The sequence below is a fragment of the Sphingomonas mollis genome (assembly GCF_016427505.1).
GTDB classification, from domain to species: domain Bacteria; phylum Pseudomonadota; class Alphaproteobacteria; order Sphingomonadales; family Sphingomonadaceae; genus Sphingomonas; species Sphingomonas mollis.
Genome location: NZ_JAELXS010000019.1, coordinates 1 through 15040, shown reverse-complemented (window position 1 = coordinate 15040; position 15040 = coordinate 1). Strand labels below are relative to the sequence as shown.

The window sequence follows — 15040 nt, the reverse complement described above, 5'->3', positions numbered from 1 at the left end:
GCCGTTCCCGAACCTGTCGACCGGTTCGCTGGTGCCGGTGCGCAACCAGGATTACTTCTTCGAAAACATGCGCACCCGCCTGAGCGGGAACCTGAAGCTGGAATGGCGGCCCGACGATGCGACCGAATTGTCGCTGTTCGGCGGCTATTATCACGACAAGGATACCGAGACCCGGTACGAAATCCTGACGCTGCCGACCGGTGCGCCGACCGCCGTCACCACGACCAGCGGGGCGTTCGCGCAGGGCGATCTGCAACAGGGGCTGACCTATCAGCCGGTCACGCGCGACACCTGGCTGATCGACGCCAGGGGGCGGCACGATTTCGGCAATGGCGTGGTGCTCGACACGACGCTGGCGCGATCGAAGGCCGAGTATCGCGAGCTGCGCGAGATGATCAAATACGACACCAGTCCGCGCCCCGGCACGGCGCAGGCCGGATTCCTTCCGGCGTTCGGCTATGGCTACACGATCGCCGACGGGCGTCCGCGGCTGACGCTCACGACACCGCTGCGGCCGGCAATCCCGACAGCTATCGCGCGCTCTACTATCGCAGCATCAACCGCGATCTCGATTCCACCGTCGATTTCGCCAGGGTCAACCTGGGCATCAACGCAACCGCGGACGACCGCGGTTTCGGCGCCAATGTCGGCGCGGCGGTGATCCGGACCGATCTGTCGTACGACCAGCGCTATACCGAATATGTCTCCGCCAATGCTGCGGGACTGGCGACGATCGGAACGCTGCGCGGCATCCTCCACGACAAGCAGGCGTCCGCCTATCTGACGCCCGCCGTGCCGTATTTGCTGATCGACCGGGCGGCGGCATGGCAGCGGTTCGAAGCGAACCGCGGCGCCTTCACCACATCCAACCAGATCGCCAATAACGCGGCGGACGATTTCCGCGATCTGGAAACGACGAAGGCCGCCTATGCGCAGGCGCTGTTCCGCGCCGATCGTTTCGACGTGCAGGCAGGCGTGCGCTACGATGCGACGAAGTTGGTCGTCGACACTAACCGGGCGCCGACCGTTCGGGGATCGACCGCGTACGAGGCTGTGCGGCGGACGACCGACTACGACTATTGGCTGCCCTCCGCGCTCGCCACCTGGCAGCTGGGCGACGGCATGCGGCTGCGCGCGGGCGTATCGAAGACGATCGGCCGCCCGGATTACAGCCAGTACGCCGCACGGACCTCGTTCGGGATCGGCACCGACGGCACGTTGACGGTCAGCACCGGCAATCCCGACCTGAAACCGCGCGAGGCGTGGAATTACGACCTCTCCTACGAATATTACATGCCCGCCGGCATGATCTCGGTCGCGGCGTTCGCGAAGGACATCCAGAACGAGATCTTCACCAGCAGCCAGCAGGGGCCGGCGACGACGTTCCAGGGCGTTATCTACCAGACCGTGTTCATCAGCACGCCCCGCAACGCCGCAGGCGCGAAGGTGAAGGGGCTGGAGGTCGGTTATACCATGGACCGGATCGCGGCGCTGCCGGGATTGGGCTTCAACGCCAATTTCACCCTGCTCGACGGATCGTATCGCCAGCCGGTCAGCACGGCCGGCATCGCATCGGGGCTGCCGGCGACACGCAAGACCAGCGGGCTGATCCAGCAGCCGGACTATATCGCCAATGTGACGGTCTTCTACGCAACGGGGCCAGTCGAACTGCGCGCGTCGTACAACCGCATTGGGCGGGCGCTGCAATCGGCGGATGGCGACACGCCCACGCGCGATCTCTACCAGCAGCCGCGCCAGCAGGTCGACGTGCAGGCCCGGTTCGCGATGCGTGAGGGGCTGGAACTGGTCGGGCAGGTACAGAACCTGACCAAGGAGCCCTTCATCGTCCGGCAGGGGACGGGCAGGGATTACCTCAACTACTTCTTTCCGGTCGGCCGGACTTTCTGGCTGGGCCTGTCATGGAAGCCGAACTGGTGAACTGTCGCATCGCAGCTGCAATCGCGCTGGCATGTCTCCCCGTCGTCGCCTCAGCGGCGTCGGCGGAGGGCGATGTCCGCGTCGTCCTGAAATTCGTGAAGCGCGATGGTGCCCGCACACCCCCGATCCGTTTCGATCCCGCCTCGTGCCCCGCATGCCGCGTGCTCGACGAGCCCTTGTTCGCTGCCGACAACCCGCGTGAGACCGTGATCGCGCTTCGGGTTCCGCGCATGCGCACGATCGAGCTGGCCTTCGACGGCCAGCCCGGCGCCATCAGCCAGGTCCGGCTGGAAGCCGGGGACCTCGCGGTTCGACATGATGGCGGGCGGATCGTCGTGCCACTGCCGCCGCTCGCGCACGACGCCATCACCGCTGCCGAGGTGGCGACGCATATCGTCGAGCCCGGCATGGTCCTTCGCTTCGAACATGCCGATCCTGTACGCCGCGCCGGTGCCTACGCCACGGGCGCGTTCCCCGATCGCGAACGGCGCGCGGCCGACGTCCTCGAATTCGCGCAGCGGGAAGTCGTACGAACATTGGGGCTGGGCGAAGAGGCGCTGCGAAGGGGATGGGGGACCATCCAGGTCATGGGGTTCGATACCAACGCGCCGCACGGCCATGTCGATGCTCCGCCGCACATTCACATGCATCTGCGCTGGCCCGGCGACACAGGTACGCAGATCGGACATTATTATCTCGATCCGGCCGGGTTGCTGTCGTACAATGCGGTCGGCGTGAAGGGGCTCGGCATGCCCGACCGCCGGTTCGGACGCGGTGAGACGTTCGCCACGATCGCGCCGGACGGATCGACCGCCTACAGCCATCGCATTACCGACCACGGGTGGCTGGAAATCGCGGCTGGCGACGGACGCGCCTGCACGATCCGACCCGCATCGGGCACCGGCTTTGCCGACGGTGCCATCGTTGCTTGCCCGAACAACCGCGAGCAGCGGATCACCGTGCGGGACGATCTGAACGCCGGTATCCTGACCGTCACCACCGGTGCCATCGTCGAAACGTTTCGCTACGCACCCGCGACCGGGCTGCTGCTGTCCCCCACGGCCGCGCCCTCGTCCGCCCCGTCGGTCGCACAGCCGCACACGGGTATCGGGGCCGACCGGTGACGGACTTTCTCGCCCGCGCCCGCGCCCCGCCGGGATTTCCGCAATGGCCGACCGCAGGATCCTGTACGGGCTCGCGATCGGGCTCGCGATCATGCTGGCGATGGTGTGGTGGGCGACCCATCGCGACCGTCATGCGCAAGAAGCTGGCGGATCGTCGATCCGGGTCGTTTCGTCACGCGTCGGGCGCGCATTCGCCGAAACATCTGATCGCGCGTCGAATGGCACGTCCCCGTCGAGCCCGACCGGCTCTCTCGATATGGCGAATCTGACGGTCAACGAACGGTCCGAAGCGCTCGATCATCGTCCGCGTGACCCCGTCTGGTCGGCGAAAACCGAGGCCACCCTTGGTGACCAGCTTCGTGACAGCGGCATAGCGCCCGGCGAAATCCGCTGCGCCGACACGCTGTGTTTGGTGAAGGGCACGGTCGCGACGACTTCGCCTGCCGATCGGCAGCGGGTTGTCGATCAACTGGTGAGGGGACGCTTGCACGCCGCCTACGAACGCGCCGGCATCGCGCCGATGCAGGCCATCAACATTGATGCCGATGACGCCGGCACCATAAGTTTCACCGAGTACGTACAGCGCAAATAACAAATTCCCCCCGGAACCGAAGGACAGCACTATGTTTGCACGCAGGATAACGTCCGCATTCGCATTTTTATCGCTGAGTATTGCAGCCCCGGCGGTCGCCAAAAACTATTCGCCGGCCAAGGTCATCCAGGCGATGAAGGTCAATAACCAACGCTTGCGGATCATCGTCGAACATCGCGGCCGGTTTTACCAGGACTGCCCCGAAAACTCCACGTGCGCGATGAACGCTACAACTCGCGAGGGGGATTGAAGCGGTCGAGATCGATTTGCGGGAATCGGCGGATGGAACGCTCTGGCCGATTCACGATACCAACATCGGCCGTACGACGAACTTCAGTGCCAACAGCCAGCTTTTCAATCCCTATACCCGCTCTGCGACCAACGAGCGCAACAATCCTGCGATACACAACCTGCACGATGCAACGCTTCGCAGCCTGAAACTCCGCGACCCATTGGGACACGTTACCGGGCATGCGTTTCAACCGCTGGATACGATGATGCATCAGGTGGACGTGGGTTATCGTAACCTGGTCTACATGTTCGACATCAAGACAAGGCCGGCGATTGCGAAGACCGCCGCGATGGTCCGGCGCCTTGGACTGCAGGACCGCGCCATCCTCAAGTTCAATAGCATGTTGGTCTCGCCCGGCACGGTCCTGTCGGAGACGCATGGTATAAATTTCGTCCCTGTGATCGGAACAGGCAGCCTCGACCAAATCGTTGACCACTACCACTTCGAGCGGAGTTCTCCGTCCGAGCGGGTCGCCGCTTATGTCAACGATTTCGCCAAAACCGCGGGCATCGTCTATTTCGAGGTCCGCAACAAGATGTTTACCGGCCCACGATCTGGCAACGCGTTCGACACCAAGGTCGAAGGTCCGCTCAGCCAGATCAATTTCTACATGGCTCTGACCCATATTCCGCAGGGCGGATATTCCCCCTACACCGAACATTATGCCGCGCCTTCACAGCCCGGCACCGGCTATTATTATGTCGATGGCCATTGCTGCCAGCTTCTGACGGATAATCATGATCGATCGGGATATTTTGGCATTGACGAACGCGATGACCGGGAGGTGCTTCACTACATGGTCAGCTATAACGCCGTGACCATCAGCGATATCGCAAACGCGGCGATGTCGGCCGCTCGCCAGATGGGTGCACGAGCCGACGAGGCCAAACTATATTATTGACGCCGGGGCGGAGATAGCAATTGGCTTACCTCCGCCTCACCAATATCGCGCCGTTCCGTAATCGTCGCTCGGAACATCATACTTAATGCCCCTCACTGCAAGCGCTTTTGCGGCGAAAACTTGCTGGTGATGCCCGCCGTCCAGGTGAGTGTCGACTACTCGGTAATGAATCCAGTTCGACCCATGGCCGCCGCAATACCGCGACACCCCGCCCGATCCTCGGCGTTCATGGCCAAGGTGGCGTTTCCTGCGGTGAGAGGTGAGCAAACGCTGTCCGAGCGGGCGTAGCAATATGACGTAAATCCGAATCTGATCAACCCGTGGCGGGCACGGCTAGACCAACCTGGAACCGATGAGCGAGCGGCGTCAGCTTCCCTATTAGGAACGGTAATCGAGGCGGCTGGGGCTTCGCATTTAAGATTGGGGAACGGGAATGGTGACGCTACTGGTCGGGGGAAGCTGTTAGATTGTTGTCCAAGAGCCGGCATAGCTCGACGCGATGATGGCTCCGCGACTTGAATGTGTCGGGACCGACACGCCGAAGCTCTCTATAGCCCAGTGACCGCCAGAATCTCTCCGCCGCCTCGTTCGTCTCAAGGACAGCAAGCCTTATTTCCTGTGCTCCGTGAGCCGCTGCCCATTGCTCGATCGTGTCATAAATCGCTTGGCCGATGCCTTACCCTCTGGCGGCGGAATCAACGATCATGAAGCCGAGATACCAGACACGATCGCTTGGATAATCACGCAGGATGACGCCGACGGCTATCAGGCCGTTTTCATCCCGCCAACCCATAAGGATTTGATCGGTCGAACTCTTTTCATCGGGCACATCGCGAAACAGATCGATCGCATCCGCCAGCGTCGCCGGCTCCCCGTCCTGTAACATGAAGTAGTCGGTGCACCGGGCGTATAAGTCAGCAACGTCACCTGCATCATGCTCTGTGAGGATCGACGGCGGTTCACTGGTTGCGATCATCGTCCACGCCTAGCCTGCTGCTTGGCCGAACACGACCTTTCATGATTGAGAACGGTAGTCGAGACGGCCGGGGCCACTGGCGAATGACGGCACCGTTTTGCCACATTGGTCGACGACTTTCGTCGGGATTTCAAAGCGCCCCGGTTGCTGATCGTCTTTGTCCAGCTCGCTAGACAATCAGCAACAAACATCGAGCGTTCTCCGTATTGACCAATAGTCCAAGATCAGCAGGCACCGGTGTCGCTGGCTTGCGTAGCGATGGTTTTGACTGACGCGCTCAATCGCAACCCTGATGACCCTCATCTTACGACTGGCTTACAAATAATTTTGCGGGTTAAGATTGCTACAGCAATTGGCGAAACTAAGTCGAAACGGCTGTCGATGATCGGCGTCTATCGAACGGCTCGCCTTACGTCTCCGGTGGCCGATCAATCTTACCGCATGCCGACGATGATCTGACTGAAAGAAAATAAAGCCGTAATCGTTACAACTCAACTATCTTAAAGCAGTGAAATTTTGTATTTACCGTTCGATGCCCGTGATGGAAAATCACATGTAAGACCGTGCTGTTGATATGAACAAACGTCTGACATTGCATAGCGCAAGAGCGATCGCGACTGCCCGGGTTAGGCCTTATATGTCTGACTGATCATCACTGCGGACCACTATAGGGAGTTGCGGTCAGCCGCACATCGTCGATGCGGAGCCATTGGTTATTTTGGCCCTCGCTATACACGCCAATCTGGACGCGGCCGGTGCGGATCGGGATGGTTGGGAGCGTCATCTCACGCCAGTCTTCGCTGCCGCCGTTGAGGGTCTGCGCCACTTCTACGCCGCCGTGGCCGATCGCGAAGACGCGCACGACCTTCTGGCCGCCGCTGCTTCTTATCCAGAGCGACAGGCGATAGTCGCCGTTGGGGAGCACGATGTCCTGCGTCGCGGTGGCCATGCTCGGGGTGGCGTGTGGCAGCGTCAGCGCCCAGCGGCCGGTGTGGCCACCGGGCGCGTTCACGATCGGGCTGACGTCCTTGATGCTGGTCCAGCTGACTTGCCAGCCGGCGAGCTGGGTCTGGTGCACCCGGTCAGCCTCAAAACTCGGGTTGCGAGCGTAGTTATTGTTCGCGCCGACGCCCCAAGTGCCGCGTTTCGCGTCGAGGGTCCATTCGCTCAAGGAATGAAAACACGGGGTGCGGCCATCGAACGACAGCGGGACCCAGACGTTATAGCCGAGACCATTGCCGGCGAAATCGCTCCACCGGTCGCCGGCATAGACGATCGTCGTGCCCTCGCTGCCATGGACGGGCACGAAGAAGCCGTTCTGCGATACATGCGAGAAATCCTCTGCCGTCCCCTCCAGCAGACGGTCGGGCGAATAGGAGCCGGTGATCCGGTCGGCTTGCATGCAATAGCTGCGGGAGGCGTTCCAGCCATGGAGGTCGGACGAACAGAAATAATAGATGCCGCGATATTTGAACATCGCATTGCCTTCGCGGCCTGCGCCAGGCGCGGTGTAGATACGGGTGGCGGGTTCGACGCCGAGATAGTCGGGGCGGAGCGGCGCAACATAAAGGTCGCGGCGACTGCCGCCGCTGCCGAACACCAAATAGGGTTTGCCGTCGTCGTCGACGAACAGCGTCTGGTCGCCTGAGGTGGGTGTCGAGACGTTGGTGATGACTGCCTGGTGGCGGGCGAAGATGAACGGGCCGGTGGGGGATGCGCTGGTCGCGAAGACGACACCGGGGCCGGTGTCTTTGCCGCTGTACTGGCTAACGAGGACGTAGCGGCGGGTGGCAGCGTGATAGGCGACGCCCAGCCGTCCGAACCATGCGTCGCGCGGGAAGCGTTGACCCGGATCGCCGGCTTTGAGTGCGTCGCCTTCGTAACGCCACGTCACAAGGTCGGTCGAGGAATAAACGGTGACGGCAGCGAAATGCGGGTTGGGGTGGTGCGCGGTCGGGTTACGGGCATAGGTGACCGCTTCTTCATATCTCACGCCGTACCAATAATAGCGATCGGCAACCTTTAATATGCCGCCACCCTGCGAATAGATGGGCATGCCGCCGGTGTCGGTCCAGAAACGGTCGTTGCGGATCGTGCCCTGCGCCTGTGCCGGCAGGGGGGCGGTGAGGGCAAGAGCGACGAGCGGGAGCAGGAGCGGCATCGATCCTCCGGACGGTTTGTCGGAGTAATAACTGATACGTGGCATTCAGGCTAAGCAAAATAGGGGTTTAGATCGGGCTCCAACCAGAGCCTGAACCCATTGATGTGATGGTTGCGATCTAATCTACAGTCCTCAGAGAAACAGGCATGAGAAAACTTTTTTGCCGGACGAACAAGCAGATAGCGCAGCTGCGACCTTTTTTGCAAACCTGCCGGTTTATGTCCCGCCTTGGTAGTGTTGGCTACGTTGTAATTTCGCCGGTCTATCGGCCTTCAGCGCGATCGCAGAGCGATAAAGGAATGTCGAAAGTTGGGAAGGCGATAAGGCGCATCAGACTGCCGCTTCTGAGTCCTAGTGACCTCAGATTCTGATCCGGCAGCTGCCTCATCAGACGTAACCTTGATTGTTCGATCGCACGGCCGTCACGTTCATCATGTCGTGCAGGAGGTCGCCGGTCGCGCCGCTTGCCTCCCAGGCGTAGATCGAGAGCGATAGCGCCGCCTCGGGTCCGAACATCGTGCTGACGCTGACGGCGTGCGCTCCAGTTGTGCTGACCGGCAACACCGCGACCCCGAGCCCCGCCTCGACTGCCGACAGGACGCTGCCGAGGCTGCTGCCGGTAAAGGCGATGTACCATCGGCGACGTTCGCGCTCCATGCGGGCGATCATTACGTCACGATACAACCCACCCGGCGGGAACGTTACGAGCGGGACGGGGTCTCGCAGTACTTCGCTCCCGGCCGGTCCGAACCAGGCCAGCGGCTCGGGAAAACTGGCCCGGGCGTCACCGTCTGTCACCGCCTCCTTGACGATGGCGATGTCAAATTCCCCGGCACGGAACCGCCTCTTCAAATCACGGCTGAGGCCGGTCGTGACGTCTAGTCGGATCTCACGATGTCGCGCGGCGAACCGCGCGAAGCACTGGCTCATCGCCGATGTCACGACATCGTCAGGTACGCCGATGCGGATCGTGCTCGTGCCCCAAGGGTCGGCCAGCAGGGCCTGCGCCTCGTCCTGCAGCGACAGCAGCCTGCGAGCATAGCCGAGCAGGCGCTCGCCCGACGCTGTCGTCGCGATCGGTCGTGACGATCGGTCGATCAGCGATTGACCCAGCCCAGCCTCCAGACGGCCGAGATGCTGGCTGACGGTCGACTGGGTGGAATTGAGCCGCTTCGCGGCACGCGTGAAGCTCGCAGTGTCGGCGATCGCGACAAACGTGCGGAGCAGCCTAGGATCGAGCATCTAACATTCCGATTCTGGATGATGTTCATCGAGATATATCATTCGCAAATACGTGCAGCGACAGTCATCTAGGGTTTCCACGATCTCGAGGTTCCCCGTGTTTGCTCCTGCTCCTGCCCGACGCCTTTTTCGCAACGTGCGATGCAGAGACGGCAGGACGCGGGATCTGGCGGTCCTTGAGGGTCGTTTCGTTGACCCCGGCGAACTTGGCGACGATGCCGAGATCATCGAGCTGGGCGGCCTGCTGGCGCTCCCCGCCCTCGTCGAGGGGCATATCCATCTCGACAAGAGCTTCGTGGGCGATGTCTGGCGTCCCCATCACCCCGCGGACAGCCTTCCCGAGCGATTGGCCATCGAGAAGCGGCTGCTGGCGGAGGCATTGCCGGTGCGAGCACGAGCGGATGCCCTGCTTGCGCAGGCGCATCGCCTCGGCACCGTCGCGATGCGCAGCCACGTCGACATTAACGCCTCGCTGGGTCTCGACCACTTCCACGCCGTCATGGCCGCCTGCGAGCCGTGGCGCGGCCGGGTGGACGTCGAGCTCGTCGCGTTCCCTCAAGCCGGCATTCTCGCCTCGCCCGGCACCGCCGATCTTATGGATGCCGCAATCCGGGAAGGGGCCAACGTGGTGGGCGGTCTCGACCCCTCGGCGTTCGATGGCGACGCCGACGCTCACCTTGACGTCGTCTTCGGCACGGCCGAGCGACACGGCGTTGGCATCGACATCCATCTTCACGAACCCGGACCGCAGGGGATCGAGCAACTCCGTCGCATCGCGTCCCGCGCCGCCGGTACGTCGATGCAGGGAAAGGTCGTGGTCAGCCACGCCTATGCGCTGGGCGACGTCGACCACAACGTGGCGCGTCGCACCGCCGATGTTCTGGCGGAGGCGGGTGTCGCCATCATGACCAACGCCCCTGGCGCCCGAGCCTTCCCGCCGGTCAGGCTGCTGCGCGAGGCAGGCGTGCGGGTGTTCGCCGGCAACGACAACATCCGCGACGCCTGGTGGCCCTACGGCGATGCCGACATGCTCGGCCGCGCGATGATGATCGGCTACAGGTCGGGCTTCTTCACCGACGACGATCTCGCAATCGCGCTCGCCATGGCGACGACGGATGCCGCGGCCGTGCTCGGCCTCGAGCGTTATGGCATGGAGCCCGGTGACGATGCGACCTTCGTCATCGTCGATGCGGACAATGCCTCAGCCGCCGTCGCCGCGCCACCCCGCGAGCGACGCCTCGTTCAGCGTGGTGAGATCGTCGCGGCGCCCGCATCCCGATTGCAAACCACTCTCTCCTTCTTCGACACGTCAGGACATCGCCCATGAAGACCATCGCGCTCGCCCTTGCATTGTCCATCGCCACGCCCGCCATGGCGGCCGACATCTCGACCCACGTCCTCGATCTCGCGCGGGGCGTTGGCGGCAAGGGCGTGCCCGTGACGCTCTCGAAGCGCAGCGCCGACGGGAACTGGCGGACGGTCGCGTCGGCCACCACGGACGGCGACGGTCGCGTTCGCGTCTTCGGAAACGCCAACTCGTTCGATACAGGCATCTACCGGCTTCAGTTCGACATGTCGGGCTATCCCGACGCATCGGCGTCACCGTTCTTCCCCGAGATCACGCTGACGTTCCGCGTCGCGGACAAGGCGGGTCACTATCATGTACCGGTGGTCGTCAGCCCCTTCGGTTATTCGACCTATCGAGGAAACTGAGCATGGCCCCCGTCACGCTTCCCATCACGCTGGCCTCCGCCGCCGCGCTGGGCGCCATCAACGTGTGGCTCGCCCAGCGGATCGTCCGCATGCAGTTGCGGGACGAGGTGCTGATCGGCGACGGCGGCGACGATCTGCTCGCCGGGCGGATACGGGCCCATGCCAATCTCGTCGAGTATGCGCCGTTCGTACTGGTGCTGCTGGCTCTGATCGAGCTTGCGCGAGGCGGCGGTGTGGTCCTGGCCACGACGGCGTCGTTGTTCGTGATCGCGCGGATCGCGCACCCAATGGGGATGGACCTGCGCCGTTCTAACCTGCCCCGGGCGGGCGGCGCGATCCTGACGTGGCTGGTCCTCGCGTTTCTCGTCGGCTGGGCCACGCTGATCGCGGCAGGCCTCGCGTGATCGACCGCCACTGCTCCCAGAAAGTCACGTCACCATGCTGAGCATCCTCTCCCTCCTGCCGATAGCTGCGAGCGCTCCCATGTCGGCGGTACCGCTGGAACGCAGGACAGTATCGCTCGCAATGGCCGAAAAGCTGGCAGGCGCGGCGATCGCCTCTTGCCGCGCCATCGGCCGGGAGGCGGTGGTCGCCGTCGTCGACCGTGGCGGCAACCTCGTCGCGCTCCAGCGGGGTGACGACGTCGGCCCGCACAACACGATCGCGGCGCAGCGCAAGGCGTTCACGGCACTGTCGACCAAGTCGAGCACGGCCGTGCTGGCGCAGCGGGCGTCGACCGACACGACCTCCCGTAACCTCGTGACGGTGCCGGAGCTGCTGCTTCTTGGCGGCGGGATGCCGCTGACCGTGGGCGGCGATGTGATCGGCGGCATCGGCGTCGCCGGATCGGGTGGCGCGGCCAACGATGAGCGCTGCGCGACGCAGGCGATCGCACAGGTTCTCGGATCGGGAGACGCGCCACGATGAGCGAGCTGCCGCACCATGGGCGCTATGACTATCTGCCGATCGTGGGACGTGACGACTATTCATGGCCCGGGGATCGTCGTCTGGCAATCTATCTCGGGGTCAACCACGAGGTGTTCGCCTTCGGCGACGGCATGGGCGCCACCTTGGCCCCCGCCAAGACCAAACCGGACGTCATGAACTTCGCGTGGCGCGATTATGGCAATCGAGTCGGTGCGTGGCGATTCATGGAGTTGTTCGACCGGCTCGAACTCGCGACGACGGCGCTGGTCAACAGCGCCATCATCACGCACTGTCCGGGGCTCGCCCAAGCCTGCCGCGATCGAGGCGATGAGATCGCCGCGCACGGTCGTACCAACGCGCAGGCGCAGGGCGAGCAGAGCGAGGACGAAGATCGCGCTATGATCGCGCGAACCCTCGACGAGTTCGCGGCAATCGGCGTCCGTCCTCGGGGTTGGCTCGGCCCGTGGATATCGGAGAGCCGCCGGACACCGGACCTGCTGGAGGAGGCCGGCTTTGACTATGTGCTCGATTGGGCGAACGATGATCAGCCAACCCGGCTGAATACGCGCAGTGGCAGGGGGATCCTCTCGATCCCCTACTCGCAGGAGGTCAACGACATCCCGGCGATCATCGCCCGCCATCAGGAGGCGGCGACCTTCGCCGGCATGATCGAGGACACGGTCGAGCAGCTGCTTAGCGAAAGCGATCGTCGCCCGTCCGTGTTGGGGATCGCGCTCCATCCCTACATCATGGGACAGCCCCATCGGGCGCTGCATCTCGAACGGGTGCTAATGCGCCTGCGTGAAGCGAATGATCGTCGTATCTGGTGGACGACGGCCGGTGCGATCGCGGACTATGTCGCTGCAACAAGAGGTGCTGGAGCATGAGGATCGTCAAGCGGACTTGCTGCACGGGCGTCATCATGATCACGGCCATCGGCACAGTCACGGCTGCTCCGATTGCGGCGTCCGACCTCGCCGACGGGATCGTCCGGCACGTTACGGTGGTCGACGTTGAACGTGGGCGTGCCAAGGCCGATCAGGCCGTGGCATGGCGCGACGGAACCATCGTCGCCGTCGGTGCCGATGCCGCGATCGCCCGGCGCTGGCAGACAGCGAAGGTCGTCGAGGGCAGAGGCCGCTACCTCATCCCGGGTCTGTGGGACATGCACGTTCACTTCGGTGGAGGGCCCGATCTCGTCCAGGAGAATGAGGCCCTGCTCCCGCTCTACGTCGCAAACGGCATCACCACGATCCGCGACTGCTCTGGCGACCTGCCGGAACAGGTGCTGGCGTGGCGCGACGCGATCGCGCGCGGCACCCTGTTCGGTCCCCGGCTGCTGACCTCGGGCGCCAAGCTGGAGGGCCTGAAGCCGATCTGGAAGGGTACGATCGAGGTCGGCACGAAGGCCGATATCGACGCCGCCATTGCGCACGAGAAGCGGGTCGGCGTCGACTTCGTTAAGATCACCGACAGTACGCTGGATCCGCAGCTCTTTCTGTATGCGGTCTCCCGTGCCCGTGCCGCCGACCTGCGCGTGTCCGGCCACATTCCAATGCAGCTCACAGTCGGCCAGGCTGTCGACGCCGGCATCAGTTCGATCGAGCATCTCGACTATGCGTGCAAGGCGGGCGTCAAGGACGAGGCGGCGATCGCCGCCGACTTCGCCGCGGGACGCATCGACAGGACCGAGGCTAATCGCAGGATCGACGTCGGCTTCGATCCAGCGACGGCGATGAGGGCGTACCGTCGCCTGGCGGCCAGCAACGTCTTCGTCACGCCGACGCTCAACATTAGCGAGATTACCGCCCATCTCGACGAGAAGAGCCACGAGGGCGACCGAATCTCGCCTATATCGGGCCCGGTCTGCGCAGAACCTACGACTGGCGCGTGAAGCGCGCCGCCGGTGCAACGCCGGCTGAGATCGACCGGCGCCATGCCCGCTTCGATCGCGTCGCCGCGATCTTGCCGATGCTGCGCAGGGCCGGGGTGACGATCATGGCCGGCACCGATGCCGGCTTTCTCAATAGCTTCGACTATCCCGGCGTCGGTCTCCACGACGAGTTGGCGCTGTACGTCAAGTACGGCCTAACGCCGGCGCAGGCGTTGGCATCGGCGACGCGCGCCGGTCCTGCGTGGTTCGGCGAATTGGATCGCTATGGAGCAATCGCGCCAGGTAAGGCCGCGGACTTGGTGCTTCTCGACGGGAACCCGTTACGGTCGATCTCCGCCACGAGGCAAATCCAGACCGTCGTACTGCGAGGGCGGATGTATGACCGCGCCGCGCTCGATGCCATGCTTTCCTCGACTCGTGCGAAGGTTGCAGGATGGAACACAGCGGACCAGATACGGCGGCGTTAGCATAACACTCTGAATAGCCGGGATTGGGTCAACGCCGGGGGGCGGCGTGGTGTCGTCGAAAGCACGAAGTTGCGGATAGGAATGGTAGCCATCTGACTGTTGGCGCCTAGAGCCCGCCCTTTGGATCACCGAGAAGGCCTGGATAAGATCACGCGCTAAGGCGGACTTTCCTTTTGCGCTTTTCAGCCGCAAGTTACGGCTGGATGGCTCTCTCACCCGACTATTATTCCGTTTTAGGGGTGCGCTCGACGGCAAGTCGCGACACTATCCACGCCGCGTGGAAAGCGCTCCTCCGTCAATATCACCCCGATGCCAATCATGGTGTGGATGTTTCCGCTCGCGCGAAAGAGATCAACGAGGCGTATGCCGTTTTGGGAAAGAAGGAAGCACGCGCCGCCTATGATCGCTCGCACATCAGGCCGTCGGCCCACCGAGCGACCGCGGACCGCCCGGTTCACCCCAGGAAAGCCGGCAGGCGCCCGATGCGACTTAGCCCGTCGATGCAGCCCAGCGGTAGCTTCTCGCAGCCGCTAGAGACCAACGAATGGCTGATGGGCCTTTTCCTGCTGATCCTCACCGCCGCGCCGATCGCTACAATCCTGGTTTTGTATCACGAGGAATCCGGATTGGCATCTGCGGCTCGACGTAGCGTCGCCGCTCATCCCGTGCCTGAGCCTCCCGCAGAAGCCGTCCGCAGATCATCGGGCACAAAGCTCGGACTTGGACAGCCTGCTTGCTAGGCGGCGTGGACAAATTCCGCATGATCAATCGTCGAGTGTAACAAGCAGGCATGCCCGGAAGGCCCCGTCCTCT

The 15040-nt window shown here is 63.2% G+C and carries 17 protein-coding genes; 13 read left to right on the top strand and 4 right to left on the bottom strand.

Features of this window, described 5'->3' with window-relative positions:
* Nucleotides 1-102 precede the first annotated feature (102 nt).
* The 5 genes from JAO74_RS18040 to JAO74_RS18020 are packed head-to-tail and all read left to right on the top strand — an operon-like array spanning nucleotide 103 to nucleotide 4847.
* Entirely contained in the window at nucleotides 103-1938 is a 1836-nt protein-coding gene (locus JAO74_RS18040; protein WP_233151192.1) for a TonB-dependent receptor domain-containing protein, read from the top strand.
* Nucleotides 1920-3062, top strand: coding sequence for a hypothetical protein (locus JAO74_RS18035; protein WP_199041570.1), 1143 nt, complete (start codon nucleotides 1920-1922; stop codon nucleotides 3060-3062). The genes JAO74_RS18040 and JAO74_RS18035 overlap by 19 nt, the downstream gene beginning before the upstream one ends.
* A gap of 43 nt (nucleotides 3063-3105) precedes the next feature.
* Nucleotides 3106-3654 (top strand): hypothetical protein, encoded by a 549-nt coding sequence (locus JAO74_RS18030; protein ID WP_199041567.1) that lies wholly within the window; start codon nucleotides 3106-3108, stop codon nucleotides 3652-3654.
* A 31-nt stretch (nucleotides 3655-3685) separates the two neighbouring features.
* Nucleotides 3686-3904, top strand: a complete 219-nt coding sequence (locus JAO74_RS18025; RefSeq protein WP_199041564.1) for a hypothetical protein — start codon at nucleotides 3686-3688, stop codon at nucleotides 3902-3904.
* A 16-nt stretch (nucleotides 3905-3920) separates the two neighbouring features.
* Nucleotides 3921-4847 carry a PI-PLC domain-containing protein gene (locus tag JAO74_RS18020; protein ID WP_199041561.1) on the top strand — a complete coding sequence of 309 codons (927 nt, stop codon included), beginning with the start codon at nucleotides 3921-3923 and terminating at the stop codon, nucleotides 4845-4847.
* A 442-nt stretch (nucleotides 4848-5289) separates the two neighbouring features.
* On the opposite strand, the gene JAO74_RS18955 is transcribed toward JAO74_RS18020, so the two are convergent.
* The 4 genes from JAO74_RS18955 to JAO74_RS18005 form a co-directional block, all read right to left on the bottom strand.
* Nucleotides 5290-5520, bottom strand: coding sequence for a GNAT family N-acetyltransferase (locus JAO74_RS18955; protein ID WP_332908852.1), 231 nt, complete (start codon nucleotides 5518-5520; stop codon nucleotides 5290-5292).
* A gap of 3 nt (nucleotides 5521-5523) precedes the next feature.
* On the bottom strand, nucleotides 5524-5823 hold the full coding sequence (locus tag JAO74_RS18950) for a hypothetical protein (protein WP_233151191.1): 300 nt from the start codon (nucleotides 5821-5823) through the stop codon (nucleotides 5524-5526).
* Nucleotides 5824-6475: 652 nt separating this feature from the next.
* The gene (locus JAO74_RS18010; RefSeq protein WP_199041558.1) at nucleotides 6476-7984 is read right to left on the bottom strand and encodes a family 43 glycosylhydrolase; all 1509 of its coding nucleotides are present in this window, start codon (nucleotides 7982-7984) and stop codon (nucleotides 6476-6478) included.
* Nucleotides 7985-8371: 387 nt separating this feature from the next.
* Nucleotides 8372-9226 (bottom strand): LysR family transcriptional regulator, encoded by an 855-nt coding sequence (locus JAO74_RS18005; protein ID WP_199041555.1) that lies wholly within the window; start codon nucleotides 9224-9226, stop codon nucleotides 8372-8374.
* A 97-nt stretch (nucleotides 9227-9323) separates the two neighbouring features.
* Here JAO74_RS18005 and JAO74_RS18000 point away from each other — a divergent pair, with 97 nt between their 5' ends.
* The 8 genes from JAO74_RS18000 to JAO74_RS17970 all read left to right on the top strand — a co-directional run bounded on the left by JAO74_RS18000 (nucleotide 9324) and on the right by JAO74_RS17970 (nucleotide 14967).
* Nucleotides 9324-10553 (top strand): amidohydrolase, encoded by a 1230-nt coding sequence (locus JAO74_RS18000; protein ID WP_199041553.1) that lies wholly within the window; start codon nucleotides 9324-9326, stop codon nucleotides 10551-10553.
* Nucleotides 10550-10939: a hydroxyisourate hydrolase gene (gene uraH / locus JAO74_RS17995; RefSeq protein ID WP_199041550.1), complete on the top strand. Its 390-nt coding sequence runs from the start codon at nucleotides 10550-10552 to the stop codon at nucleotides 10937-10939. The genes JAO74_RS18000 and uraH overlap by 4 nt, the downstream gene beginning before the upstream one ends.
* Before the next feature lie 2 nt (nucleotides 10940-10941).
* Nucleotides 10942-11343: an MAPEG family protein gene (locus JAO74_RS18945; RefSeq protein WP_233151190.1), complete on the top strand. Its 402-nt coding sequence runs from the start codon at nucleotides 10942-10944 to the stop codon at nucleotides 11341-11343.
* A 79-nt stretch (nucleotides 11344-11422) separates the two neighbouring features.
* Nucleotides 11423-11866, top strand: a complete 444-nt coding sequence (locus JAO74_RS17985) for a GlcG/HbpS family heme-binding protein (protein ID WP_233151189.1) — start codon at nucleotides 11423-11425, stop codon at nucleotides 11864-11866.
* Nucleotides 11863-12753, top strand: a complete 891-nt coding sequence (locus JAO74_RS17980) for a polysaccharide deacetylase family protein (protein ID WP_199041531.1) — start codon at nucleotides 11863-11865, stop codon at nucleotides 12751-12753. The genes JAO74_RS17985 and JAO74_RS17980 overlap by 4 nt, the downstream gene beginning before the upstream one ends.
* Entirely contained in the window at nucleotides 12750-13760 is a 1011-nt protein-coding gene (locus tag JAO74_RS19125) for an amidohydrolase family protein (RefSeq protein WP_269845967.1), read from the top strand. Before JAO74_RS17980 ends, JAO74_RS19125 begins: the two co-directional genes overlap by 4 nt.
* Nucleotides 13757-14227: an amidohydrolase family protein gene (locus tag JAO74_RS19120; RefSeq protein ID WP_332908850.1), complete on the top strand. Its 471-nt coding sequence runs from the start codon at nucleotides 13757-13759 to the stop codon at nucleotides 14225-14227. The genes JAO74_RS19125 and JAO74_RS19120 overlap by 4 nt, the downstream gene beginning before the upstream one ends.
* A 203-nt stretch (nucleotides 14228-14430) precedes the next feature.
* Nucleotides 14431-14967, top strand: coding sequence for a J domain-containing protein (locus JAO74_RS17970; RefSeq protein ID WP_199041528.1), 537 nt, complete (start codon nucleotides 14431-14433; stop codon nucleotides 14965-14967).
* The last annotated feature ends 73 nt before the right edge of the window (nucleotides 14968-15040 follow it).